Origin of the sequence: Streptomyces sp. NBC_00442 (assembly GCF_036014195.1) — a bacterium.
GTDB lineage: Bacteria > Actinomycetota > Actinomycetes > Streptomycetales > Streptomycetaceae > Streptomyces.
Map to the genome: position 1 here is coordinate 3,426,658 of NZ_CP107918.1, position 23,494 is coordinate 3,450,151.

Annotated in this window: 18 protein-coding genes, 2 tRNA genes and 1 riboswitch; of the genes, 9 read left to right on the forward strand and 11 right to left on the reverse strand. The window is 73.7% G+C overall.

Annotated features, from left to right (window positions below):
• The first annotated feature begins 24 nt into the window (after nucleotides 1–24).
• Nucleotides 25–2,088, forward strand: coding sequence for a sigma-70 family RNA polymerase sigma factor (locus OG432_RS15470; RefSeq protein ID WP_328311520.1), 2,064 nt, complete (start codon nucleotides 25–27; stop codon nucleotides 2,086–2,088).
• 57 nt (nucleotides 2,089–2,145) lie between these two features.
• Here OG432_RS15470 and OG432_RS15475 read toward each other — a convergent pair whose 3' ends face one another.
• Nucleotides 2,146–5,358 carry a BTAD domain-containing putative transcriptional regulator gene (locus OG432_RS15475; RefSeq protein WP_328311521.1) on the reverse strand — a complete coding sequence of 1,071 codons (3,213 nt, stop codon included), beginning with the start codon at nucleotides 5,356–5,358 and terminating at the stop codon, nucleotides 2,146–2,148.
• A 70-nt stretch (nucleotides 5,359–5,428) separates the two neighbouring features.
• Nucleotides 5,429–7,567, reverse strand: coding sequence for an asparagine synthase-related protein (locus OG432_RS15480; RefSeq protein WP_328311522.1), 2,139 nt, complete (start codon nucleotides 7,565–7,567; stop codon nucleotides 5,429–5,431).
• An 801-nt stretch (nucleotides 7,568–8,368) separates the two neighbouring features.
• Here OG432_RS15480 and OG432_RS15485 point away from each other — a divergent pair.
• The 4 genes from OG432_RS15485 to OG432_RS15500 all read left to right on the forward strand — a co-directional run bounded on the left by OG432_RS15485 (nucleotide 8,369) and on the right by OG432_RS15500 (nucleotide 13,768).
• Complete coding sequence (locus OG432_RS15485) at nucleotides 8,369–9,784, forward strand: MFS transporter (RefSeq protein WP_328311523.1); 1,416 nt, start codon at nucleotides 8,369–8,371, stop codon at nucleotides 9,782–9,784.
• 109 nt (nucleotides 9,785–9,893) lie between these two features.
• Nucleotides 9,894–11,096 carry an L-2-hydroxyglutarate oxidase gene (lhgO, locus tag OG432_RS15490; protein WP_328311524.1) on the forward strand — a complete coding sequence of 401 codons (1,203 nt, stop codon included), beginning with the start codon at nucleotides 9,894–9,896 and terminating at the stop codon, nucleotides 11,094–11,096.
• 273 nt (nucleotides 11,097–11,369) lie between these two features.
• Complete coding sequence (gene trmB / locus OG432_RS15495) at nucleotides 11,370–12,194, forward strand: tRNA (guanosine(46)-N7)-methyltransferase TrmB (RefSeq protein WP_328311525.1); 825 nt, start codon at nucleotides 11,370–11,372, stop codon at nucleotides 12,192–12,194.
• 47 nt (nucleotides 12,195–12,241) lie between these two features.
• Entirely contained in the window at nucleotides 12,242–13,768 is a 1,527-nt protein-coding gene (locus OG432_RS15500) for a PrsW family intramembrane metalloprotease (RefSeq protein ID WP_328311526.1), read from the forward strand.
• 41 nt (nucleotides 13,769–13,809) lie between these two features.
• On the opposite strand, the gene OG432_RS15505 is transcribed toward OG432_RS15500, so the two are convergent.
• The 8 genes from OG432_RS15505 to OG432_RS15540 all read right to left on the reverse strand — a co-directional run bounded on the left by OG432_RS15505 (nucleotide 13,810) and on the right by OG432_RS15540 (nucleotide 20,478).
• A complete protein-coding gene (locus tag OG432_RS15505) occupies nucleotides 13,810–14,754 on the reverse strand; it encodes an aldo/keto reductase (protein ID WP_328311527.1) in 945 nt (314 codons plus the stop codon).
• 115 nt (nucleotides 14,755–14,869) lie between these two features.
• Nucleotides 14,870–15,292, reverse strand: coding sequence for a hypothetical protein (locus OG432_RS15510; RefSeq protein WP_328311528.1), 423 nt, complete (start codon nucleotides 15,290–15,292; stop codon nucleotides 14,870–14,872).
• Nucleotides 15,293–15,401: 109 nt separating this feature from the next.
• Nucleotides 15,402–15,662 carry a LuxR C-terminal-related transcriptional regulator gene (locus tag OG432_RS15515; protein WP_328311529.1) on the reverse strand — a complete coding sequence of 87 codons (261 nt, stop codon included), beginning with the start codon at nucleotides 15,660–15,662 and terminating at the stop codon, nucleotides 15,402–15,404.
• A 202-nt stretch (nucleotides 15,663–15,864) separates the two neighbouring features.
• Nucleotides 15,865–16,965 carry a M23 family metallopeptidase gene (locus tag OG432_RS15520; protein ID WP_328311530.1) on the reverse strand — a complete coding sequence of 367 codons (1,101 nt, stop codon included), beginning with the start codon at nucleotides 16,963–16,965 and terminating at the stop codon, nucleotides 15,865–15,867.
• A gap of 12 nt (nucleotides 16,966–16,977) precedes the next feature.
• A riboswitch (cyclic di-AMP (ydaO/yuaA leader) is annotated at nucleotides 16,978–17,148 on the reverse strand.
• 289 nt (nucleotides 17,149–17,437) lie between these two features.
• Nucleotides 17,438–18,559 carry a PP2C family protein-serine/threonine phosphatase gene (locus OG432_RS15525; RefSeq protein ID WP_328311531.1) on the reverse strand — a complete coding sequence of 374 codons (1,122 nt, stop codon included), beginning with the start codon at nucleotides 18,557–18,559 and terminating at the stop codon, nucleotides 17,438–17,440.
• A gap of 451 nt (nucleotides 18,560–19,010) precedes the next feature.
• Complete coding sequence (locus OG432_RS15530; RefSeq protein ID WP_328311532.1) at nucleotides 19,011–19,796, reverse strand: MerR family transcriptional regulator; 786 nt, start codon at nucleotides 19,794–19,796, stop codon at nucleotides 19,011–19,013.
• 110 nt (nucleotides 19,797–19,906) lie between these two features.
• Nucleotides 19,907–19,980: transfer RNA gene (locus tag OG432_RS15535), tRNA-Met, on the reverse strand.
• A gap of 69 nt (nucleotides 19,981–20,049) precedes the next feature.
• The gene (locus tag OG432_RS15540) at nucleotides 20,050–20,478 is read right to left on the reverse strand and encodes an ArsI/CadI family heavy metal resistance metalloenzyme (protein ID WP_328311533.1); all 429 of its coding nucleotides are present in this window, start codon (nucleotides 20,476–20,478) and stop codon (nucleotides 20,050–20,052) included.
• A gap of 99 nt (nucleotides 20,479–20,577) precedes the next feature.
• Here OG432_RS15540 and OG432_RS15545 point away from each other — a divergent pair, with 99 nt between their 5' ends.
• The 4 genes from OG432_RS15545 to OG432_RS15560 are packed head-to-tail and all read left to right on the forward strand — an operon-like array spanning nucleotide 20,578 to nucleotide 22,982.
• Nucleotides 20,578–20,976, forward strand: a complete 399-nt coding sequence (locus OG432_RS15545; protein ID WP_328311534.1) for an ArsR/SmtB family transcription factor — start codon at nucleotides 20,578–20,580, stop codon at nucleotides 20,974–20,976.
• The gene (gene arsB / locus OG432_RS15550) at nucleotides 20,973–22,067 is read left to right on the forward strand and encodes an ACR3 family arsenite efflux transporter (protein ID WP_328311535.1); all 1,095 of its coding nucleotides are present in this window, start codon (nucleotides 20,973–20,975) and stop codon (nucleotides 22,065–22,067) included. Before OG432_RS15545 ends, arsB begins: the two co-directional genes overlap by 4 nt.
• Nucleotides 22,060–22,479 (forward strand): arsenate reductase ArsC, encoded by a 420-nt coding sequence (locus OG432_RS15555; protein ID WP_328311536.1) that lies wholly within the window; start codon nucleotides 22,060–22,062, stop codon nucleotides 22,477–22,479. Before arsB ends, OG432_RS15555 begins: the two co-directional genes overlap by 8 nt.
• A 29-nt stretch (nucleotides 22,480–22,508) precedes the next feature.
• Nucleotides 22,509–22,982, forward strand: coding sequence for a GNAT family N-acetyltransferase (locus OG432_RS15560; RefSeq protein ID WP_328315121.1), 474 nt, complete (start codon nucleotides 22,509–22,511; stop codon nucleotides 22,980–22,982).
• Nucleotides 22,983–23,339: 357 nt separating this feature from the next.
• Here the strand turns inward: OG432_RS15560 and OG432_RS15565 are convergent.
• Nucleotides 23,340–23,412, reverse strand: a tRNA-Lys gene (locus OG432_RS15565).
• Nucleotides 23,413–23,494 lie beyond the last annotated feature (82 nt).

A 23,494-nucleotide genomic window follows, 5' to 3' on the forward strand; every position in this document is an offset into this window, starting at 1 on the left:
AGCGTGCTTACGGGAGCTTCCGCTATGGGCGTTGAAGAGCGGGACGAGTCGCGCTCGGGCGGCGGCGGTCCGGAACCGGGCGGGTCCGACGGGGCGCGCCCGCCGCGGCAGGTGCCCAACCAGGGCGGCCCAGGCCACCTCGCGCCGGGCGGCGCCGGCTCCGGCACGCCGGGCGGTCCCGTGTCCTTTCCGGGGCAGTCCGTCGGCGGTCCGGGTCCGGACCGTCCGAGTGCGGGTGAGCCGTCCCTGTCCGAACTCGGCGGCACCGTACTGCCCGGCCCCTGGGGGCCCATGGACGGTGTCGGCGATCCCGGCGCGAGCGTGCCGCCGCAGCGCGAGGGCGGGCTGCGCGAGGGCGTGGCCCTGGAGATCGCCGAGGTCGGGCAGTCCGACGCCGGCCTGATCCACGCGATGCGGGCCGGCGACGACAGCGCGTACGAGGAGCTGTTCCGCCGCCACTGCGACGCGGTGCGGCGCTACGCGCGCAGCTGCTGCCGTGACGCGCACACCGCCGACGACCTGACGGCAGAGGTCTTCGCGCGGACGCTCCAGGCGGTGCGCGGCGGCGCCGGGCCCGAACAGGCCGTGCGCGCCTACCTGATGACCACCGTGCGCCGGGTCGCCGCGTCCTGGACGCGGACCGCCAAGCGGGAACAACTCGTCGACGACTTCGCGGTCTTCGCGCAGCAGTCCGCGCGGGCGTCCGACGTGTCCGACGACGACACCATCGATCTGGGCGCCGATGTGCGGGCCATGCACGAGGCCGAGCAGACGCTGGCCATGCGGGCGTTCCGCTCGCTGCCCGAACGCTGGCAGGCGGTGCTGTGGCACACCACCGTCGAGGAGGAGTCGCCCAGCGAGATCGCGCCGCTGTTCGGGCTCACCGCCAATGCCACGGCGGTGCTCGCGAGCCGGGCCAGGGAAGGCCTCAAGCAGGCCTACCTCCAGGCGCACGTCTCCACCGCGCTGACCTCCGGCGGGGACTGTGCCCGCTATGCCGACCGGCTCGGCGCGTACGCGCGGGGCGGGCTTCGGATGCGGGCCGAGCGGGGCCTGAGCAAGCACTTGGAGGAGTGCGCGAAGTGCCGGGTCGCGGTCGTCGAGCTCAAGGACGTCAACGCCGGGATCCCCGCGCTGCTCCCGGTCGCGGTCATCGGCTGGTTCGCCGCCGGGTTCTCGCTCAAGGCGGCCGGAGTGGTCGCGGGTGGCGCCGCGGGCGCGGCGGGCGCCGGTGCGGCGGCCGCGGCGACGGGCGGCGGTTCGTCCGGCGGCGCGGCGGGAGGTGCCGCGGCGGAAGGGCTCGGCGCCCCCGCCAAGGCGGGCATCGCGGCGGCGGTGGCCGTGGCGGTGGCGGCCGGTGTCGTGTTCGCGCTGACCGGCAACGACTCGCCGTCGCCGAAACCCGACGCGAAGCCGCCCGCGGTGGCGCCCGTCGTGCCGCACGAGCAGCCGCCCCCCGCGCCCGAGCCGCCCGCGCCACCCGCGCCGAAGCCCACGCCGCCGCCCAGGCCCGCGCCGAAGAAGCCGGTGGCCAGGCCCGCCTCGCCCCCGCCCCAGCCGCCCACCCGTCCCAGGCCCACGCCACCTCCGCCTGCGCCGCCGCCCAAGCCCGCCCCGCCGAAGCCCACGCCCCCTCCCCCGCCGCCGCCCGCCCCGACCGTGTACCAGGTGAACCGCCTCCAGTACGGCGTCCTCGGCGACGGCACCAAGCCGGAGGTCCGGCTCGGCGACTCCAGCTGGCTGTGGCAGCGCTCGGGCATGCGGATCGGTGACCGGCGCTTTCCGCACGGCGTGACCGTGCACGGCCGCTCCTCGATCACCATCGACCTCAACCGCCAGTGCCGCACCTACGACGCGTACGCGGGCGTGGACCGTCTGACGATGGGGCTCGGGGTGGTGCGGTTCTCGGTGTACGGCGACGGGGCCCTGCTGTGGCGCTCGCCCGTGCTGCACGGCGGTGACCCGGCGGTGCCGGTCCACGCCGACCTTTCGGGCCGCACGACGATCCGGCTCGTCGTCGAGCCGGAGGGCCCGTTCGGATCCGCGGCGCTCGCCGACTGGGCGCAGTCGCAGATCGGCTGCCGGTAGCGGGACCGGCGGAAAGCCCGGCCGGCGACGGCCCGGCGCCGGCCCGCCCGGCGGCGCTCAGGTGCGGGGTGGCGGCGCGGCGCTCAGCTTGTCGGGTGCCGGTTCGGCGCCGGTCACCGCGTCGAGCAGGAGCGGGATCTCGGGCGGGGTCAGGCCCGCTCCGGCCGCGCGTTCCGCCGCGTACCGCTCGGGTGTGAGCGCCTGGCGGGACCGGCCCACGATGGACTCCTCGATCGCCGCCTCCGGCACGGAACGCGGGATGCCGGCGCGCCAGGCGGTGGCCGCGGCGAGGATCCGTACCGCGCGGGCGTGTTCACCGAGGTCGACCAGCAACTGGGCGCAGCGCTCGGCGAGATGGGCCACGACGAGCTCGGTGCACTGGGCGCCGGCCGCCGTGCGCAGGGCGTCGGTCATGCGCACCAGACCGGGCATCGGGCCCGACTCGACGGCGGTGACCCGGGCGTCGAGGGCGTCGAGCAGCGCGATGAAGTGCGCGGGCTGGCCCTGGGGTCCCGCCGCGGAGAAGTCGAGGGCCTGCTCGCTCAGGGCGACGGCGGCCGCGGTGTCGCCGCGGTCCAGGGCGATGGTGGCGAGCAGGGAGTGGACGTACGGCAGGGCCTCGACGACCCGATGGCGCCGGGCCTCCGCCGCGGCCTCCAGGAGGCACTTCTCGGCCGCGTCCAAGTCGCCTTCGCGGTAGCAGAGTTCGCCGACCCGGGCGGTGAGGAAGGGGGCCTCCTGGTGGGCGCCGACCTCGCGGGACAGCTGGAGCGCCTCCTCGTAGGCGGGGCGGGCCAGCTCGGGCAGGCCGCGGGTCATCGCGGCCTCGGCGGCCGCGCCGGCCACCTGGGCGCGCATCCAGCGGTCGCCCACCGTGCGCCCGAGCTCGCGCAGCTCGGCGAGGTCGTCGTCGACGCCCTCGAAGCCGCCCGGGGTGTCGATGGCCATGTGGGTGCGGAACATCAGGCTCACCCCGGTCGCCCAGTCGTCGCCGTGACGGCGGCAGTTGGCGACGACCGAGTCGATCGACTCGCGCACCATGCCGGGCGGGTCGGTGCGGAACGTCGCGAACGGCCAGAGCAGGCCGGGGAAGCGGGCCGCCTGCGGCCCCCCGGCCTCGAAGGCCCGGCGGATCTCGGCGAGGCGCTCCTGGACCGCGGGGTCGGCGAAGCCCTGGTCGCGGTCGACGTCGGAGAGCAGGAAGAAGCGGAGCAGGTCGAGGTGGAGGCGCGGCCAGTACCGGGGGTCGTCGTCGGCGGGTGTGGGTGAGAGCCGTGCGGCGGCCAGCGCCCAGTCGGCTCCTTCGGTGCGGTAGTTGCGCAGCCACCAGAACCAGCCCATGTCCAGGGCGAGTCGGGTGGCGGCGTCCTCGTCACCGGTGGGCGGTGTCGTCGTGCGGCGCAGCACGGCACGGATGTTGTCGAGCTCGGTCTCCAGGCGGCCGATCCAGGGGAGCTGCTCGTGCGAGCGGACCAGGGGTTCGGCCCGGCGGACCAGTGCGCCGTAGTGCGCGGTGTGGGCCAGGGCCGCCTCGCGCAGCACGGCGGGGGTTTCGGCGGCACGCTCGGCGGCGTATTCGTGGATGGTCTCCAGCATGCGGTAGCGCATGCCGCTGCCGTCGTCCATGGGGACCGCGATGACCAGGGACTTCTCGACGAGGGCCGCGAGGTCGTCGGTGGCGCCGCACACCTCTTGGGCGGCCGCGAGGTCCCAGCCGCCGGCGAAGACGGAGGCGCGGCGCAGGACGTCGCGTTCGGACGCGTCGAGCAGGCCCCAGGACCAGTCGACGACGGCCCGAAGCGTCTGCTGGCGCGGCAGGACGGTGCGGCCGCCGCCGGTCAGGAGGCGGAAGCGGTCGTCGAGGCGGTCGGCGATCTGGCGCGGGGTGAGCAACCGCAGCCGGGCGGCGGCCAGTTCGATGGCGAGCGGCAGCCCGTCGAGGCGGCGGCAGATCTCGGCGACCGCTTCGGGGTCGGAAGCGGGGTCGAAGTCGGGGCGTGCGGTGCGGGCGCGTTCGGCGAACAGGCGATGGGCCGGGGCCGGCGGCAGCGGCTCCACGGGGCGGACCGCCTCGCCGGGCACACCCAGCGGTTCGCGGCTGGTGGCGAGGATGCGCAGCCGCGGGCAGCGGGTGAGGAGCGTCTCGGCGAGGCGGGCCGCCGCGTCGATGACGTGCTCGCAGTTGTCGAGGACGAGCAGGGTCCCCGGGCGGCGCGAGAGGTCGTCGACCAGGCGGGCGGTCGGGTCGTTGTGGGCGGGCTGGCCCTCGCGCGCCAGCAGGGTCGTCTCGCGCAGCCCGAGCGCGGAGACCACGGCGCCGGGCACGGCTCCCGGCTCGTCCAGCGGGGCGAGTTCCACGAGCCACGCGGACAGTCCGGACGCCGACGCGGCCCGCTCGGCCAGACGGGTCTTGCCGGTGCCGCCGGGGCCGGTGAGGGTGACCAGCCGCGAGGCGGCCAAGTCGGCGCGGATCACGTCCAGTTCGGGTTCGCGTCCCACGAACGAGGTCAGGCGGGGACGGAGGTTGCCCTCGGCGGAGCCCGCGGACGCAGGCGCGTCGTGCAGCAACTCGGCGTGCAGTGCCGTCAGTTCGGGCCCGGGGTCGGTGCCGAGGGAGTCGGCTAGGGTGCGGCGGACCTTCTCGTACGCGGTGAGGGCGTCGGCCCGGCGGCCCTGTGCCCGCAGCGTACGGATCGACTGGGCGTGCAGGGTCTCGTCGTAGGGGTGCGCGGCGAGCAGTTCCGCGAGTTCGGGCAGCAGCCCGTCGGTGGCGCCGCGCCGCAGGTCCGCCTCGATGCGGTGGCGCAGCGCGGTCAGGCGCTGCGCTTCGGGGCGCACGGCGGCGTGCCGTTGGGGGAGGTCGGCGAGGGCGGGGCCGCGCCACAGGGCGAGGGCGGCGCGCAGGGTGTGGGCGGCGGCCTCGGGGTCGCCCGCCGCGAGCTGGGCCGCGCCCTCGGCCGCGCGCTCGTCGAACTCGTACAGGTCGACCGCCCGCCGCTGCGCGGCCAGTCGGTAGCCGGCGGGGACCGACTCCACGGCCTGCCGGCCGATCGCGCGGCGCAGGCGGCCGACCAGGGCCTGGAGGGCGGCGGGCGCGTCCTGCGGGGGATCGTCGGCCCATACGTCGTCGATGAGGTCCGGCACGGACACGGGGCGGCCCGGGTGCAGGGCGAGCGCGGTCAGCAGGGCGCGCACTCGGGGCCCGCCCAGGGGTATGGCGGTGCCGGTGTCGTCGTGCGCCTCCGTGGCGCCAAGGATCAGGTACCGCACGCGTTCATTATGGCGGGGTGGCCCGCGTCAGCGCCGGGCGCGCGCGTCGGGGCCGGGGCGTCGGAGGGGTTCAGGACCGCAGGGTCGGACGGTTCGGCGGGGCGACGCCGCCGGCGACGGCCCGCTGCCTCGGTGCGGCCGACCCCGTCCAGCAGGTGCCGCGCCTGGCCAGCAGGCGGCGCAGCCACAGCTCGGTGGAGATGAGGTCGGCGAGGCCGTCCAGGGGCAGGGGTTCGCCCGCCGCCGCCGCGCGGACGGCCTTGCGGACGGTGCGGGCCTCGATCAGGCCCGCGTCGGCGAGCAGCGGCGCTTCGAAGAGGGCGACCAGCGGGTCCGCCGACTGGCGCAGGCCCGCGCGGGCGGCGGCCGTCGATGGCGCGTGGGAGGGGGCGCCCCAGCCGGGCGGCAGGTCGCGCACCCCGGATGCGGAGAGCACCGTACGCAGGATGTCGGCGCGGGCTCCGGGCTGGACGCGCAGGGATTCCGGCAGGGCGCGGCAGGCGCGGACGACCTGGTTGTCGAGGAACGGCGCGTGCAGGCGCTGGCTGCGCACCTCCGCGGCCTGTTCCAGGATGCGGTGGTCGCAGGCGTACCGGGCGAGGGCGGCCGACGCGCGGGCCTCGCCCGGCCGTTGCGTGGGGGCGGGCCGGGTCGCCGACGCCATCAGCCGAACCGATACTTCCGCGAGCGCCTCCCCGGTGAGCCAGCGGGCCGCCGGGCCCGGCCGGGTCCACGCCAGGGCGGCCAGGGAGTTCGACAGGGGGCTCGCGGCGTCGTCGAAGCGGGGCTCGCGCAGGGCGTCGGCGGCCGATTCGATGCCGGTGCGGTACGGGGTGCGGGCGAGGCGGCGGGCCGCGCGGTAGACGGTGAGCGGGACGAAGAGGGAGTTGGCCGAGGGGCCGCCGGCCTTGGCCAGGGCGGTCGCGGGGCGCAGCAGGTGACGGCGCTGACGGTCCATCAAGAGATCGGCCAGGCGCGCCGGATGGGCGTCGAGGACCTGTCGGGCGCCGCTGCCGGTGAAGTGGTCGGCGCTGCCCGACAGGAGGCGTCTGCGGTGGCGCGGGGCCGCGATGAGGGACGGGCCCGGCTCGTCGGTGAGCGGGCCTTCGAGGTCGGCGTAGGGCAGGGATTCCTCGGCGCCCGTCACCACCACGTGGTGCAGCCGGGGGTTGGCGGCGATCGCGCCCGCCCGTTCCAGTTCGGCCCGGCGGCCGGGCACGGTGAGGTCGTTGAAGGTGACGGCGAGCAGGCGTTCGCCGGCGCCGGTGCCGTGGCCGAGGACGGTCCCGGGAACGCCCGGCAGCCCGGCCGCGAGCAGGGCGAGGGTGGCGGAGGCGGGGCCGCCGGAGAGGTCGGCCCCTATCCCGGGGGCCGGGCCGCCGCGGGCCGCGCGCCGCTCGGCGGGGCCCATGCCGGGGACCGGGCCGGGGTCGGGGGGCAGGGTCTCGGGGGCGTGCCGGGGTGCGGTGAGCCGGGCCCTTACGGCGCCGACGAGGGCGTCGCGCACCCCGTCCACGGCGGCGGCGGGCGGCAGTTGGGGCGCGGCCACCGCGAGCGAGGCGAAGGGTTCGTATCCGGTGATCTCGCGCGAGCCCTCCCGCAGGACGAGGGCGTGGCCGGGCGGGATGCGGCGCACGCCCGCGTACGGCGTGGAGTCGCCGAGCGCCTCGGGCACGTCGGGGCAGGCGAGCAGGGCGGCCAGGTGGCCGATGTCGAGCTGGGCCTCGATGAGGTCGGCGAGCGGAAGTGCCGCCGTGCCGTAGGCCGTTCCGCCGGCCCAGGGGGTGTAGAAGACGGGGCGCGCGCCGGCCAGATCGCCGACGACCGTGATGCGGCGGGCCACTTGGGCGACGGCCGTGTAGCTGCCGGGCCAGGCGGAGAGGTGGCGCAGCGCGCCGCCGCGCGCGGCGAAGAGGCCGACCCTGAGCTCCTCGTCGGTGGCGGCGCAGCAGCCCAGTACGGCGAGCCGGGTGTCGGCGCCGACGCTGACGGTACGGATCTCGTCGGGCCGCCAGTCCCCCACGGCCCACAGCGGATCCGGGTCGCCCCACAGGAGTTGGGCCCCCACCGGGTGGACGGTGCGGCCCTCCTCGGGCTCGCCGACGGCTCCCGCGGTGCCGTGACCGGCCGCGAAATGGGCGGCGCCCGTCCCGTAGGTGCCCGTGCGGAAGCTTGCGGCGACGCTGCTCCACCCCACCAACCACCGCATCGCGCCTCCACAGGCTGTGGACAACTCGTGGACAACCCCGGACCCGGCCCTGTCCTGACACCCTGACACACCGTCAGGCAGTGCCGCGGCGGCGCCCCTCGGGGCGCTCCACGGAGATCCGAAGGGGCCGGGACCCCATGCTGCCACGACAACCGGCCCCACGAGGGGCTACGGGTTGCGGGCGCGACAAGTGAATTCACTCCGGGGCGTGGCCGATTGGCGACGTTCCCGGGACGTACGGGACAGGGCCGCGGTGATCGGCCAGGCCGCCACAACCCCGGAAGAGAGGGTCGATATTCAGCCATTCTCGCGAGGCCCGGCCGCCGTCACACCCGTCTCGGGGGGCCCACAACACACAGTCCGGGAGGCGCTGTTCGCCTCCCGGACCGGTCCGCCGCCCGCGGGGATTGAGGCGGCGGTGTCCCCCAGCCCGCCGGATCCACGCAGCGGGCCGACCCACGCACCACACATGGAAGCGGTCGCCCGGGAGACCGGCGAGAGCGCACGGCCGGGCGCACGGCCACACGGCAGGAGCGCGGCGGCGGCCGTCCCCGCCTCACCCCCGGCGCAACGGCCCGGCACACCGGCCGCCCGCGCGGACCCCGGCGCCGGTCCGTACGGAAAACAATCTCGCCATACGGAAGACCGCCTCTTAACGGTAGGGATGCGGCGAACTACGCTGTGTTTACTGCTGTTCCTCCCGAGTGGCATATTCCCGAGGGTTCGGCCACATGCCTTTGCGGCCGACGAACCGGACACCACACCGCCCGGGGGAACGCCGTCTGTGTCGAGGGGTGGCGCATGTCCAGGGAGCAACGCGGGCCGAACGAGAAGCTCGGCACCGTTCTCGCCCTCGCGGGAATCAGCAACGCGGGCCTCGCCCGCCGGGTCAACGACCTCGGCGCGCAGCGGGGCCTGACCCTTCGCTACGACAAGACCTCCGTGGCCCGGTGGGTCTCCAAGGGCATGGTGCCCCAGGGCGCCGCGCCCCATCTCATAGCGGCGGCGATCGGTGCCAAGCTGGGCCGGCCCGTCCCGCTGCACGAAATCGGCCTCGCGGACGCGGACCCGGCCCCCGAGGTCGGGCTCGCCTTCCCGCGCGACGTTTCGGAGGCGGTGCGCTCGGCGACCGATCTGTACCGGCTGGATCTGGCCGGGCGGCGCGCCGGCGGCGGCATCTGGCAGTCCCTCGCGGGCTCCTTCGCGGTCAGCGCCTACGCCACACCCGCCTCCCGCTGGCTCATCACCCCGGCCGACTCCTCGGTGGCCCGCAGCACCGACCTCACCGACCTGCCCCCGCTGAAGGTCGGCCACAGCGATGTCGCCAAACTCCGCGAGGCGGCCGAGGACGCCCGCCGCTGGGACTCCAAGTACGGCGGCGGCGACTGGCGTTCGTCCATGGTGCCCGAGTGCTTACGCGTCGACGCCGCACCGCTGCTGCTCGGCTCGTACAGCGACGAAGTGGGCCGCGCCCTGTTCGGCGCGACCGCCGAACTGACCCGGCTCGCCGGGTGGATGGCCTTCGACACCGGCCAGCAGGAAGCGGCGCAGCGCTACTACATCCAGGCGCTGCGCCTCGCGCGCGCCGCGGCCGACGTGCCGCTCGGCGGCTACGTGCTGGCCTCGATGTCGCTCCAGGCCACCTACCGCGGCTTCGCCGACGAGGGCGTCGACCTCGCGCAGGCCGCCGTCGAGCGCAACCGCGGGCTCGCCACCGCCCGCACCATGTCCTTCTTCCGCCTCGTGGAGGCGCGCGCCCACGCCAAGGCCGGCGACGGACACCCCGCCGAGGCCGCCCTGAAGGCCGCCGAGGCCTGGCTGGAGCGCTCGCGCGACGGGGACAGCGACCCGTCCTGGCTCGGCTTCTACTCCTACGACCGCTTCGCGGCGGACGCCGCCGAGTGCTACCGCGACCTGAAGGCGCCCCGCCAGGTGCGCCGCTTCACCGAGCAGGCGCTCTCGCGACCCACCGAGGAGTTCGTCCGCTCGCACGGGCTGCGCCTCGTCGTGAGCGCGGTGGCCGAGCTGGAGTCGGGCAATCTGGACGCGGCGTGCGCGGCCGGCACCCGCGCCGTGGAGGTCGCGGGCCGCATCTCGTCGGCCCGCACCACCGAGTACGTACGCGATCTGCTGCACCGCCTGGAGCCCTACGGGGACGAGCCGCGCGTCGCCGAGCTGCGCGAACGGGCGAGGCCGCTGCTCGTGACCCCCGCGTAGGGCCTCCACCGGACGTTTACCGGGATTGTCAGTGGGTCAGTGCAGTATGTGGTGAGGGGGTCCGGGGTCGTCCTCCGGGAAAGACGCGACCGGGGTGGGAGGTGCCTGGGTGACGACGACGTACGACTGCGATGTGCTGGTGGTCGGCGGCGGGATCGTAGGCCTGTCGACGGCGTACGCGCTGACGCAGGCATCACCCGGCACGCGTGTGGTGGTCCTGGAGAAGGAGAGCGGCCCGGCCCGCCACCAGACGGGCCGCAACAGCGGGGTCATCCACAGCGGCATCTACTACAGGCCCGGCTCCCTCAAGGCGCGCTTCGCGGTGCGCGGCGCGGCCGAGATGGTCGAGTTCTGCGCGCGGCACGGCATCGCCCACGAGGTCACCGGCAAGCTGATCGTGGCCACCGAGCGCGCCGAGCTGCCACGGCTGCACGCCCTGGTCCAGCGCGGCCGCGAGCACGGCATCCCGGTGCGCGAGCTGGGCCCGGCGCAGATAGCCGAGTACGAGCCGGAGGTGCGCGGCCTCGCCGCGATCCACGTCGGCACGACGGGGGTGTGCGACTACGCGGCGGTGGCGGCCCGCCTGGCCGAGCTGTCCGGCGCCGAGGTGCGCTACGGCGCGGAGGTCGTCCGCATCGACCGGCGCCCCGCGCTCGGCGTCGCCGTGCGCACCGCCGACGGTACGGTGCTGCGCGCCCGCGCCCTGGTCAACTGCGCGGGGCTGCACTGCGACCGGGTGGCGCTCCTCGCGGGCGACGACCCGGGAGTGCGGATCGTGCCGTTCCGCGGCGAGTACTACGAACTGGCCCGGCCCGGCCTGGTCAAAGGCCTCGTCTACCCGGTGCCCGACCCCGCGTTCCCCTTCCTCGGCGTCCACCTCACCCGGGGTGTCGACGGCTCGGTCCACGTCGGCCCCAACGCGGTGCCGGCCGCGGCCCGGGAGGGCTACGACTGGGGCACGGTGCGTCCCCGCGAACTGGCCGGCACGCTCGCCTGGCCGGGCACCTGGCGGATAGCCCGGCGCCACTGGCGCTACGGCGCGGGCGAGCTGCACCGCTCCCTGTCCAAGCACGCCTTCACCGACGCGGTCCGCAGGCTCCTGCCCGCCGTGGAGGCGGCCGACCTGCGCCCCACCCCGGCGGGCGTCCGCGCGCAGGCCGTCCTGCGGGACGGCACGCTGGTCGACGACTTCCTCATCCGCGGGGCTCCCCGCACGATCCACGTCCTGAACGCGCCGAGCCCGGCGGCGACGGCGTCGTTGCCGATCGGAAGGGAAATCGCGGACCGAGTCCGCCCCCTCCTGACCACCTAGCCCCCGCATGCCGCAACCGGCGCCCCCCGGCCCCGAAAGCCCGCGCCGCCCCGCGGACAGAAGCGGGTCCAGGGGCGCGGGGACGTGCGCGAGACGCGGGCACGGTCCGCAGACGAAAACCGACCGTGCAAGGGGCGCGGGGAACTGCGCGGCCAGCCGTCCACGGCCCTCGGGCGAAGGGGCGTCAGGGGTGCCGGGCCGGCCCGGGGTGGAGGGGCGTGAGGCCCTCCAGGAAGGACGTCGCCGCACCCGACCCCGTAGAATCGCCGCATTGTGTCTGAGCAGCCCCACACCCCAGAAGACCCCGCCCGCCCAAGCCAGGTCCTTCCGCGCGACAAAGCGCCGCGCTTTCCCGGCGGCCCCGCCGCCGACCCGGCCGGCTCGCACCACGAACGCCGCATCCGCAGCTTCCAGCCCCGCCGCAGCCGCGTCACCACCGGCCAGGGCGAATACCTGGAGCGCCTGTGGCCGGTGTGGGGCTTCGACATCGACGGGCTGCGCAGGGTCGACCTGGCGGCGATGTTCGACGGGCTCCCCGTGGTCCTGGAGATCGGCTTCGGCATGGGCGAGGCCACCGCGCAGATGGCCGCCGACGACCCCGCCACCGGCATCCTCGCCGTCGACGTGCACACCCCCGGCCAGGGCAACCTCCTCGGCCTCGCCGAGCGCGGCGGTCTGAGCAACGTCCGCGTGGCCAACGGCGACGCGATCATCCTGCTGCGCGAAATGCTGGAGCCCGAGGTCCTGGACGGGCTCCGCGTGTACTTCCCGGACCCGTGGCCCAAGGCGCGCCACCACAAGCGCCGCCTGATCCAGCCCGAGTTCCTCTCGCTCGCCGCGACCCGGATGAAGCCCGGCGCCGTACTGCACTGCGCGACGGACTGGGAGGACTACGCCGAGCAGATGCTGGAAGTCCTCGACGCGCACCCCGACTTCGAGAACACGGTGGAGGGCGGCGGCTACGCGCCCCGCCCCGCGTTCCGCCCGCTGACCCGGTTCGAGGGGCAGGGCCTCGACAAGGGCCACGTCGTGCACGACCTGCTGTTCCGCCGTGCCGAACACACCCGCCCCACCGCCACCGGCGCACACAGCGGGTAGTGCGGGCGCCGTCGCGCATTGTCAGTGACCCTCGTTAGGGTCGTCCCGTGTCCTTCGAGTCGCTTCCGCATCGCCCGCACCCCGGGCAGGCGCCCCCGCAGCCCGGCCAGGCCGTCGCGGCCCGGCCGGTCCCGGCGTGCGCGGACGAGCCCCGGTTCGACGCGGTCCCGCCGGACCGGACGAAGTGGCGCTACCGGCCGCGCCGCGACTTCTGGCGTTCCAAGGCCCTGCGCGCCGGCGCGCTGATCACCCTGCTCGCCCTGTGCGGCCTGGTCATCCTCGCGCTCGTGCGGGAACAGACGGGCACGGAGGGGTTCCTGGTCGGGCTCGGCCTCGCGGTGCTCCCGGTGCCCCTGCTCGGCGCCGCGTTCCGCTGGCTCGACCGCGTCGAGCCGGGCCCGTGGCGCAACCTGTTCTTCGCCCTGGCGTGGGGCGCCTGCGCCGCCGCCCTGGTGGCGATCATCGCCAACTCGTTCGCGACGCGCTGGATAGCCACGGCCACCGCCGACCCGTCGTCGGCCGACCACTTGGGCGCGAGCGTCATAGCGCCGATCGTCGAGGAGAGCGCGAAGGCGGCTGCCGTCCTGCTGCTCTTCCTCTTCAGGAGACGCGACTTCAACGGGATAGTCGACGGCGTCGTCTTCGCCGGGTTCACCGCGACCGGCTTCGCCTTCACCGAGAACATCCTGTATCTGGGCAACGCGTTCGGCGAGGACCAGGCCAGCCACAGCGCGGGCCTCACCTCGACGACGGCCGCCACGTTCTTCGTACGGGTCGTCATGTCGCCGTTCGCGCACCCCCTGTTCACGGTGCTGTCCGGCATCGGCTTCGGCATGGCCGCGCTCGCACCGCCCGGCAGGCGGCTGCGCCGCGTCGGCCTCCCGCTGCTCGGCCTGGTGCTCGCGATGGGCATGCACGCCCTGTGGAACAGCTCGACACTGTTCGGGGTGTACGGCTTCTACATCGTGTACGGGGCCGTCATGGTGCCGGTGTTCGGGCTGCTGACCTGGCTCGCGGTCTGGAGCCGGCAGCGCGAGCTGCGTACGGTCGCGGCCGAGCTGCCCGCCTACGCGGCGGCCGGCTGGCTCGGGCCCGCGGAGCCGCTCGCGCTGTCCTCGATGCGGGCCCGCGCGGCGGCACGCGACTTCGCGCACCACCGCTTCGGCGGGAAGGCCGCGGCGCGTGCGGTCGCCGAGTACGAGGCGTTCGCGACCGCGCTCGCGTTCCTGCGCCACCGGGCGTACCGGAGCGCGGGCGCCACCGGCCCCGGGCCCGATTTCGCGGCCCGCGAGCAGGAGCTGCTCCACCATCTGTGGGAGCGCAAGCCGGTCGCAGGCCCGGCGCTGCTGTACGCGGCGGGAGCGACGGGCCGCATCTGGATGCCCCCACAGCCTGGCCCGCCGCACCCCTACACCCAGCACGCGCAGTACCCCCAGCACACGCCGTACGGCACACCCACGCAGTACGCCCCGCAGCCGCGGTACGGCACGCCCCCTCGGTACGCCCCGTACGGACAGCCGGGCCCGGCGGCGGGGCCGGCCCAGTACGCCCCGCGCAATCCCTACCTGCGCTGACGGCCGGGGCCGGGGGCCGGCGCCGGCCCTGTGAGGAGGGCCTACGCGGAGGCGGCCGTCAGCTCGGAGATCTGCGCGTCCGTCAGTTCCAGGTCGGCGACGGCGAGCAGCGCCGGGAGCTGCTCCACGGTGCGGGCGGAGGCGATGGGCGCGGCGACGGTGGGCCGGGCGGCCAGCCAGGCCAGTGCGACGGTGGCGATCTCGGCGTCGTGCTCCTGGGCGATCCGGTCGAGCGCGGCGAGCACCGTGCGGCCCCGCTCGCTGTCCAGGTGCTTGCCCGCGCCCTCGGCCCGCGCGCTGTCCACGGGCCGGCCCGGACGGTACTTGCCGGTGAGGAAGCCGGAGGCGAGCGCGAAGTAGGGGACGGCGGCCAGACCGGCCCGCGACGCGGTGTCCTGGAGCGCGCCCTCGTAGGTGCCACGGGAGACGAGGTTGTAGTGCGGCTGGAGCGCCGCGTACTTGGCGAGGCCCTCGCGGTCGGAGAAGTCGAGGGACTCCTGAAGCCGCTCCGGAGAGATGTTGGAGGCGGCGATCGCCCGGACCTTGCCGTCCTTCACCAACTGGTCGAGGGCGGTGACGATCTCCTCGACGGGGACGGAGGTGTCGTCGAAGTGCGTGTAGTACAGGTCGATGTAGTCGGTCCCGAGGCGGCGCAGCGACTCCTCGGCGGCGGCCTTGATCGTGGTCGCGGCGAGGCCCTCGTACCGGGGGTGCGAGCCGACCTTCGTGGCGATGACCATGCCGTCCCGGTTGCCCCGGGCGGCCAGCCACTTCCCGATGATCGTCTCGGACTCGCCGCCCGAGTTGCCCGGAGCCCACTTCGAGTAGGCGTCGGCGGTGTCCACGAAGTTGCCCCCGCCGGCGGCATAGGCGTCGAGCACGGCGAAGGACTGGTCCTGGTCGGCGGTCCAGCCGAAGACGTTGCCGCCGAGAGCGAGAGGGAAGACGGCGAGGTCGGAGCCGCCGAGCGCGCGAAGAGAAGTCATGGCGACCCCAACCCCCGTACTGCGCCGCCTATTCCGCCTCCGCGTGCCTGCTTCCGGCTCCGCGTGCCTGCGCGGCAGCCCCGGTGGGCGGCGACGACGGAACAGTCGGGTCGGACTATCCGCAGTGCACGCCGTACCAGTTGCCACCGCCGATGACCTCGCCGTTCGAGTGCATCGGCCCGTTGCCTACGGTCGCCTCCAGGTTCAGGCACTTTCCGTTCGTGTTGGTGATCTTCACCGGCCCGGCATAAGAAGCGTAATTGCCGAGGTCACCGTCGTGCTGAACCCAGTCGGAGGTCCAGATGTCCACCCCGAGCTCGTACGCCTTCCCGGCGTATTTCGCGGCTACGGTGACCGCGCAGTCGGTGCCGTTCGACGCACTGGAGTAGAAGAGATAGGTGTGGCTCAGCGTCTCACCCGCCGAGTTCCTGCTCGTATACGAGTCCACCTGGGAGCCGGGGCATCCCCAGTTGGCCGCGGAGGCGGACGGCGCCGCTCCGAATATCACGCCCGATGCGACGAGCCCGACCGTCGCCATCCATGTAGCCGTACGCTTTCTCATGAGCACTCCCGGGAGTTCGGTGATGACGCGAGGCAATCTAGTCGAGGAATCCTCGATTCACTCGGCATCAATTCCCATGACGTAATTACGCCACCGACCGCAGACCTCGCCGCTGCGCGGCGCACGGCCGAGGCCCCAGCCACCCCAGCTCCTGGGCCCGCGCGCCGAGAGCGAGCCGACTGGCCACCCCCGCCCGGTCCATCAACTTCTTCACATGGCGCTGGACGGTGCGGTGACTCAGCCCCATGACTCGTGCGACGCGGGCATCCTCATATCCCTGGTACAAGAACCAAAGAATGCGGAGTTCCGTTTCGGGGACTGCGAGAGGCGTGTCCTTGTTTTCCATGTTCCCCCCAGGGAATGCAAGACGTGGACCCCGACAAGGCCGGGGCCACGCTAGCGCAGGGAGCAATGACAGGAACTTTGCCGATGAAATGAGGGTCACGGATTGATTCGATTGCGCCGCGAATGCCGGATGAGTCCACCCAGCGAATTCCACTCACCGAAATCCCCCGGAGTTCCGCCCCGGACCCCTGGGGGTCGCCCCCTCAGGGATGCAGCCCCTTGGACTGGAGCCACGTCATGGGGTCGATGCCCGTGCCGGACGGGGTGTGCACCTCCAGGTGGAGGTGCGGGCCCGTCACGTTCCCGGTCGCGCCGACGCGCCCGATCACGTCCCCCGTCGACACCTTCTGCCCCACGCTCACCGCGAGCGACGACTGGTGGCAGTACCAGAGCTCGCTGCCGTCATCCAGCGTGATGACCGTGCGATACCCGTACGCACCCGCCCATCCCGCCGACTTGACCGTCCCGGAGTGGACCGCCTTGAGCGGCGTGCCCGTCGGCGCCGCGAAGTCGAGGCCGGTGTGGTGGCCCGAGGACCACATCGAACCGGCCTCGCCGAACGTGGAGGTGAGGGTGTACGAGCCGACCGGCAGGGAGTACGCGGCGGCCAGCACGGCCAGCCGCTCCGCCTCCGCCTTCTTCGCCGCGGCCTCGTCCGCCGCCTTCTTCTCGGCCGCGGCCTTGGCCTCGGCGGCGTCCTGCTTGGCCCTGGCCTCCGCGGCCGCCTTCTCCGCCGCGGCCTTCTCGGCGGCCGCCTTCGCCTCGGCGACGGCCCCGGCCCTCTGCTGCTCGGCCTGCCGCAGGATGCGGGCGCGCAGCGCCTCCCCCGCGTCGGTGGCGCCCGCCTCGGCCTCGGTGGTGGTGAGCCCGGCCATGCTCAGTGGCGCGGCGGCGAACCTCCGGTCGGCCCTGGCCGCCGCGGTCTCGTGGCCGTCCGCGTCCGCGGCGTCGGCCGCGCCCCCATTCCCGCCGCCGTGCGGGACGAGGCTGCCCACGCCCGGCAGCGAGCCGAGGTCGGGCAGGTTGTCCGTGAGGGAGTCGGGCAGGGATATGGAGACCGGGGGCTTGGTCTGCGCGGTGGCCATGCCGCCGGCGCCGACCGCCGCGATGACACCGACCCCCAGGACGGTGGAGCTGCGGGCGAGCCCGCCGCGCTGCTTGGCGACTCTGTGCCGGCCCCGGAGCGGTCGTACGGACTCCTCGGTCGGGTCCCACTCCTCCCAGCTCTCGTCCTCGCCGGGCGCGTCCCCGTACAGCACCGCGGAGGGGGCGGGGGTGTCGAGGGCAGGCTCGTTGGACGCCATGGAGAGGCGCTCCTTTCCTTCCGTCTCCGCCTACCGGTAGCGGTGGGGATCCCCCCTGGCCCTTGAGGCCCGGGGGGAGGGTTCGGAGCAGGAAGGTCTCCTACGAGCGCCCATGACGGACGTCCGATTCACCCCAAGTTGGTGGTTCCCCGGTTCCCTTTCGGGATTCGGCGCATGCGCACGGTGCCGCCTTTGCGGCGGCTGGGACGGCCGCGCTGCGTTATCGAACGTTAATAGACAGCGGGACCGGATTCCAAGCCGTTCCCACTGATCGTTAACGACCTTGGCCCGGACTTAGCGGCGATTGCCGGGGCAAACCGGGCCAGTTGACGGCCCCTCACTGTCTCCTCCGTCACGCTCGCTTAAACATCCACATCCTGACGGTGTGTCAATTGTTATGCGCAGCGAGACCTTTCGGGCACCCACGGTGAACACCCGCCCGCGGTGAACGCCCGCCCCCGTGCCGCCTCCCCTACTTCACGATCTTCACCGTGCGGCGCCGGTCGGGCTGCCCTTCGGCCGGGCGGGCCACCGCGAGCAGCGCCATGTCGTCGCTCGCGCCGCCGCCGGTGTAGCGGCGTACGTCGTCGACGAGCGCGTCCAGCACCTCGTCGGGCCCCGGGAAGATGGCGCCCCGCAGACGCGCGCCGGGGTTGTAGAACACCCCCCGGTCGTCGCGCGCCTCGGAGAGCCCGTCGGTGTAGAGCAGCAGCGTCGTGCCGGCCGGGAAGGGGCGGACTTCGGCGCGGTCCGGCCACACACCGAGGTCCGACATGCCGAGCGGCAGCGCGGGCTCGGCCGGCATGACCGCGTCGAGGGATCCGTCCGGGTGGAGCAGGAACGGCTCGGGGTGGCCCCGGTTCACCAGGCGTACGGTGCCGTCGCCGCGCGGGATCTCGGCGAGCAGCGCCGTGGTGAACCCCTCGACGGCGTCGAGCCGGTCGCGCCGGGTGCCCTCGCGGGCCAGCGCCCGCTCCAGGCGCTGGGTCACCGCCTCCAGGGAGGACTCCTGCTCGGCGGCCTCCCGGAACGCGCCGATCACCACGGCGACGGCCTCCACCGCCTGGAGTCCCTTGCCACGGACATCGCCCACGATGAGCCGGACCCCGTACGGGGTTTCCTGCACGGCGAAGAGGTCCCCGCCGATGAAGGCGTCCGCCTGAGCGGCCTCGTACCGCGCTGCCACGTGCAGTCCGCCGATGCGGGACGCGGGCGTGGGCAGCACGGCGCGCTGCGCGGTCTCCGCGATGACCCGGGCCGATGCCAGCTGTTCGCCGCTGCGGCGCAGGATGCGGTTGATGACGAGGGCGAGTGCGCTCACCGTGAGCACGGTGAACAGTTCGCTCGCGCCTTCGCCGAGGTCGGGGAGGTCGTGTATGAACCAGAGCGCCACGACGGCGGCGACCGAACCGAGCCCGACGGCCGCGGTGCCACGCTCCGAGTAGAACGGGGCCGCGGCGACCGGCGCGCCCGCGAACAGCGCGGCGGCGGTCAGCTCGGGCGGGGTGGAGGCATCGAAGGCGAAGCCCACGAGAACCAGGAGCACGGGTAGCGCCCGTACCAGGCGCCCTTCGCCTTCTGCTCGCTGCCGCACCAGTCCAGACTGGCCCCTGCCGAGCCCGATGGCGACTCGGGCGCGCCCAACGGGGTGCCGGCCCGGCCGCGCGGGCCCCTCGGGTCGTCAACGCAGCCGGCACCGGTGGGGTCCCGGGCGGCCCCGGGCGCAGCTTCCTCTGGTGTGGCGGTGGTGGGCGTCCTGATCGGGTACGCAGGGCAGCTCCGCCCAGCCGCCGCGGTTGAGGCGGCACCCCGCGGGGAGCGTCGAGGGCCGGGCGGGCACCATCTCGACGGTGAGGGGCACGGACACGGGCATGGTCCCGCCCGGTTCCCGGCACCCGCTCAGGACCAGCGCGCAGAGGACGCCGAGGGCGCAGAGGACGAGCGGGAGCAGCGGCACGGCAGGCACATCCCGCCGCGCCGCTGCTCCCGTACGCCGCCGACCCGCAGCAGCCGTTTCCGTGTGCTCACTCATCGTGCAGGTGAGACTACTCCGCGCATCCGCCCCGCCCGGCCGGGCCGTCGGTGAGGTGGCGCTCCGCGTATACGGCGAGGGCGTCCCGCACGAACACGGCCGTGCCCTCGCCGTGCCGGTCGTAGGTGGCGGCGAAGCGCGGGTCGTCGACGTACATCCGGCCGAGCCCGGTCACGTACGACCTGCCGATGTCCGTGGTGGTGGACAGCCATGCGACGTGGCGCCGGGCGATGTCCTGGGCCGCCTCGCCGTCGACGGCGGCGCCGTCGGCGCACGCCCGGCCCCAGTCGCGGGCGATGTCGTCGTGCTCCCGCCGGAATCCGTGCCTCTGTTCATCGGTGAGCGAGCGCCACCAGCGGTCGCTCTTCTCGTAGGCGGCCCGCCCCCAGCGCCGGCTCACCTCCTCCTCGTACCGCGTGTGGTCGAACCCGTCGAACACTTCCTCGGCCATGAGCTCCTCTCCCTCCTCGGTCTTGTGCAAGGTGGTCCGTACGGAGGCGATCTGCCGCGCGATGCGTTCGCGCTCCTGTTCGAGCAGGCGCAGATGGGTCCGCAGGGCGGCCGCGGGATCGCGTTCCCCCTCCAGGACCTCGCCGATCACGGGCAGCGAGAGGCCCAGCTCCCGGAGGAGCAGGATGCGCTGGAGCCGGACGAGGGCGTCCTGACCGTAGTAGCGGTAGCCGTTGCTTCCGATCCGGCTGGGGGCGAGCAGGCCGAGTTCCCCGTAGTGACGCAGGGTCCGGCTCGTCGTCCCGGCCTTCTTGGCGATCTCCTGGATCGACCACTCCTTGCCGTTCACACCGGCCACGCTAGATCTTGACGTTGCGTCAAGGTCAACCACGGATCGCGGGAGTCCGGGCACGCGAAGAGGCCCGGCACTTGAAACAAGTGCCGAGCCTCTTCGTTCAGTAGCGGGGACAGGATTTGAACCTGCGACCTCTGGGTTATGAGCCCAGCGAGCTACCGAGCTGCTCCACCCCGCGTCGGTAAACACAACTGTACGGCATGGACAGGGGTGCTCCGAACCATTTCCGCGGCCGACCGATCGCGACCTACCGGCCCGCGCAGCAGGCGTCACCGGCCGTGCCGGGGTCGGCGCTCTTGCCGAGGGTGTCGGCGTCGGCCTTGACGACATAGACCTCCCACGGCTCCTTGCCGGGTCCGTGCACCCACACCTTGTCCTGCAGGGCATAGCAGCACGAGGTGTCGTTCTCCTCGAAGGTGGCGAGGCCGGCATCCTTGAGCCGGCCGGCCGCGGCCGCGACCTGGTCCGTGGACTCGACCTCTACGCCCAGGTGGTCGAGGCGGGTCTCCTGTCCGGGTTCGCCTTCGATCAGGACGAGCTTGAGCGGCGGCTCGGTGAGGGCGAAGTTGGCGTATCCCTCGCGTCGCTTGGCCGGTTCGGTGCCGAACAGCTTCGAGTAGAAGGTGACCGACGCTTCGAGGTCGCTGACGCGCAGGGCGAGCTGTGCACGGGACATGGCGGGGACTCCATCCATCTGAATCGATGTCTGTCGATGTCTGTCGATGTCTGTCGATGCAACGTTGCGCCTTGTATCGACACCTGTCAACATAGAAGGATGTCGAAACAAGAGCTCGTGGTACTCGGCCGGACCGACGAGACCGGCACCTGTTGCCCCGGACTGCTGACCGCCCCCCTCGACGAGGGACAGGCCGTAGAACTGGCGAAGGTGTTCAAGGCCCTGGGCGACCCGGTGCGGCTGCGCCTGCTCTCGCTCATCGCCTCGCGCGCCGGCGGCGAGGTCTGCGTCTGCGATCTGACCCCCGCCTTCGACCTGTCTCAGCCGACGATCTCGCATCACCTCAAGCTGCTTCGGCAAGCCGGCCTCATCGACTGCGAGCGGCGCGGTACGTGGGTCTACTACTGGCTGCTGCCCGAGATGACCGACCGTCTCGCCGGCCTCCTGACCCGCCCGGCCGGCGAGCCCCTGCCCGCGCCCGCCGAGGTGACCGCGTGAGCGTCGCCCCCGAGCGGGCGGTCGCCGGCCGTTTGTCGTTCCTCGACCGCTACCTAGCCGTGTGGATTCTCGCCGCGATGGCACTCGGCCTCGGGCTGGGCCGCATCGTGCCCGGCCTCGGGGACGCGCTCGCCCAGGTCACCATGACCGGCGTATCGCTGCCGATCGCGCTCGGCCTGCTCGTGATGATGTACCCGGTCCTCGCCAAGGTGCGGTACGACCGGATCGACACCGTCACCCGCGACCACCGGCTGCTGCTGCCCTCGCTGCTCCTGAACTGGATCGTCGGGCCGGCGCTCATGTTCGCGCTGGCGTGGCTGCTCCTGCCGGACCTGCCCGCGTACCGTACGGGCCTGATCATCGTGGGGCTGGCGCGCTGCATCGCCATGGTGATCATCTGGAACGACCTGGCCCGCGGTGACCGCGAGGCTGCCGCCGTCCTGGTCGCGCTGAACTCGGTGTTCCAGGTGATCGCGTTCTCGGCCCTCGGCTGGTTCTACCTGTCCGTGCTGCCCGGGTGGCTCGGCCTTGAACAGGCCGGGCTCGACGTGTCCGTGTGGGAGATCGCCCGAAGCGTGCTGATCTTCCTCGGCGTCCCGCTCGTCGCCGGCTACCTCACGCGCCGGATCGGCGAGAAGGTCAGGGGCCGCACCTGGTACGAAGCGGAACTGATCCCGCGCCTCGGCCCGTTCGCCCTGTACGGGCTGCTGTTCACGATCGTCGTCCTGTTCGCGCTGCAAGGCGACGCGATCACCTCACAGCCGCTCGACGTCGTCCGTATCGCGCTGCCGCTGCTCGTGTACTTCGCGATCATGTGGGCCGGCTCGATGGGAGTCGGCCGCGCCGTGGGCCTCGACCACCCGCGGGCGACGACGCTCGCGTTCACCGCCGCGGGCAACAACTTCGAGTTGGCCATCGCGGTGGCCATCGCCACGTTCGGCGCCACGTCCGGGCAGGCCCTCGCCGGCGTCGTCGGCCCGCTCATCGAGGTACCGGTGCTGATCGGCCTCGTCCACGTCGCGCTGTACGCCCGCCGCTTCTTCACCACCGCTCCCCTGCCGCTGACCGAGGAAGACCCCGCCCATGCCTGACGCCGCCCTGCCCTCCGTGCTGTTCGTCTGCGTCCACAACGCCGGCCGCTCCCAGATGGCCGCCGCGTTCCTCACGCACCTTGCGGGCGACCGGGTGCAGGTCCGGTCCGCAGGGTCCGCCCCCGCCGACACGGTGAACCCCGCCGTCGTCGCCGCCATGGCCGAGGTCGGCATCGACGTCTCGGCCGAGGTGCCCAAGCTGCTCACCGTCGACGCCGTGCGGGCATCCGACGTCGTGATCACCATGGGCTGCGGTGACACCTGTCCCGTCTTCCCCGGAACGCGGTACCTCGACTGGCAGTTGCGCGACCCCGCCGGGCAGGGCGTCGAGGCCGTGCGCCCCATTCGCGACGGGATCGAGCGGCGGATCCGGGCTCTGATCGGCGAGATCGCGCCCGCGAGTCGGTCGTGAGCGCGACCGGTGGCGTGCGCATCGTGCCCATGGGGGCCGAGCACGCCGAGCAGGTCCTCGCGATCCATCAACTCGGCATCGACGAGGGCAACGCGACGTTCGAGACCGCGGCACCGACGTGGGAGCGGTTCGACGCCGCCAAGCTGCCCGCTCACCGCTCGGTCGCCGTCGACGCCACCGGCAAGGTGCTCGGCTGGGTCGCGGTCGTGCCCGTGTCGGACCGGTGCGCGTACGCCGGCGTGGTCGAACACTCGGTGTACGTCCACCCTGCCGCACGCGGCCGAGGCATCGGCGGCGCCCTGCTGCGCACGCTGATCGCCTCGACGGAGGCGGCGGGCATCTGGACGGTTCAGTCCGGCGTCTTCCCCGAGAACACGACCAGCCTCGCCCTCCACGAGCGGGCGGGGTTCCGCGTGATCGGCACGCGGGAGCGGATCGGGCGGCATCGCGGGGTGTGGCGTGACGTGGTGCTGATCGAGCGCCGCAGCCCCGGGATCGAATGAGCTGGGCAGAGCCCCGGCCGGCCCACCAGCCATGCCGTTGCCCGCGACCCATCCCGTCGGCCCGGCGTTCGTGATCTGGCGCGACCTCTGGGCGCGGCACGGATCTGATCCCGTTGTGCGAAGTGGCTGGACCGTGCACGGCGTTCAAGCACGCGGCCCGGCGCCCGGAGAACGGGACAGGACACCGACCGCTGACGCGGAGCGCCCATGCCGCCGGCCTCGAGCCGTGGCGGGGGGGCACTCTTCGAGCACTCACATGGGCCGCAAAGCGGTCAAGACGAATCCGGCCCGACCGGAAGTCTCCGGTCGGGCCGAGGAATCACCAGGTCAGACGGATATCGCTACCCCTCCGACCGGTAGGCCATGTCGGACTCGAACCGACAACCAACGGATTAAAAGTCCGCTGCTCTGCCAATTGAGCTAATGGCCCTTGGCGAGTCACCCCTGAGCATAGCCGGACGCCGCCCGGCAGCCGATCGGGTATCGGTTGCCGGGCCCGTCGCGGGCCGGGG

Bases quoted from the DNA above. Each gene is read 5' to 3' on its own strand.
- OG432_RS15480 (WP_328311522.1), bottom strand. From the start codon at position 7,567: ATGCGGTGGTTGGTGGGGTGGAGCAGCGTCGCCGCAAGCTTCCGCACG.
- OG432_RS15520 (WP_328311530.1), bottom strand. From the start codon at position 16,965: ATGGCGTCCAACGAGCCTGCCCTCGACACCCCCGCCCCCTCCGCGGTG.
- OG432_RS15505 (WP_328311527.1), bottom strand. From the start codon at position 14,754: ATGACTTCTCTTCGCGCGCTCGGCGGCTCCGACCTCGCCGTCTTCCCT.
- OG432_RS15555 (WP_328311536.1), top strand. From the start codon at position 22,060: ATGCCTGACGCCGCCCTGCCCTCCGTGCTGTTCGTCTGCGTCCACAAC.
- OG432_RS15485 (WP_328311523.1), top strand. From the start codon at position 8,369: ATGTCCAGGGAGCAACGCGGGCCGAACGAGAAGCTCGGCACCGTTCTC.
- OG432_RS15515 (WP_328311529.1), bottom strand. From the start codon at position 15,662: ATGGAAAACAAGGACACGCCTCTCGCAGTCCCCGAAACGGAACTCCGC.
- OG432_RS15510 (WP_328311528.1), bottom strand. From the start codon at position 15,292: ATGGCGACGGTCGGGCTCGTCGCATCGGGCGTGATATTCGGAGCGGCG.
- OG432_RS15470 (WP_328311520.1), top strand. From the start codon at position 25: ATGGGCGTTGAAGAGCGGGACGAGTCGCGCTCGGGCGGCGGCGGTCCG.
- OG432_RS15540 (WP_328311533.1), bottom strand. From the start codon at position 20,478: ATGTCCCGTGCACAGCTCGCCCTGCGCGTCAGCGACCTCGAAGCGTCG.
- OG432_RS15560 (WP_328315121.1), top strand. From the start codon at position 22,509: ATGGGGGCCGAGCACGCCGAGCAGGTCCTCGCGATCCATCAACTCGGC.
- OG432_RS15545 (WP_328311534.1), top strand. From the start codon at position 20,578: ATGTCGAAACAAGAGCTCGTGGTACTCGGCCGGACCGACGAGACCGGC.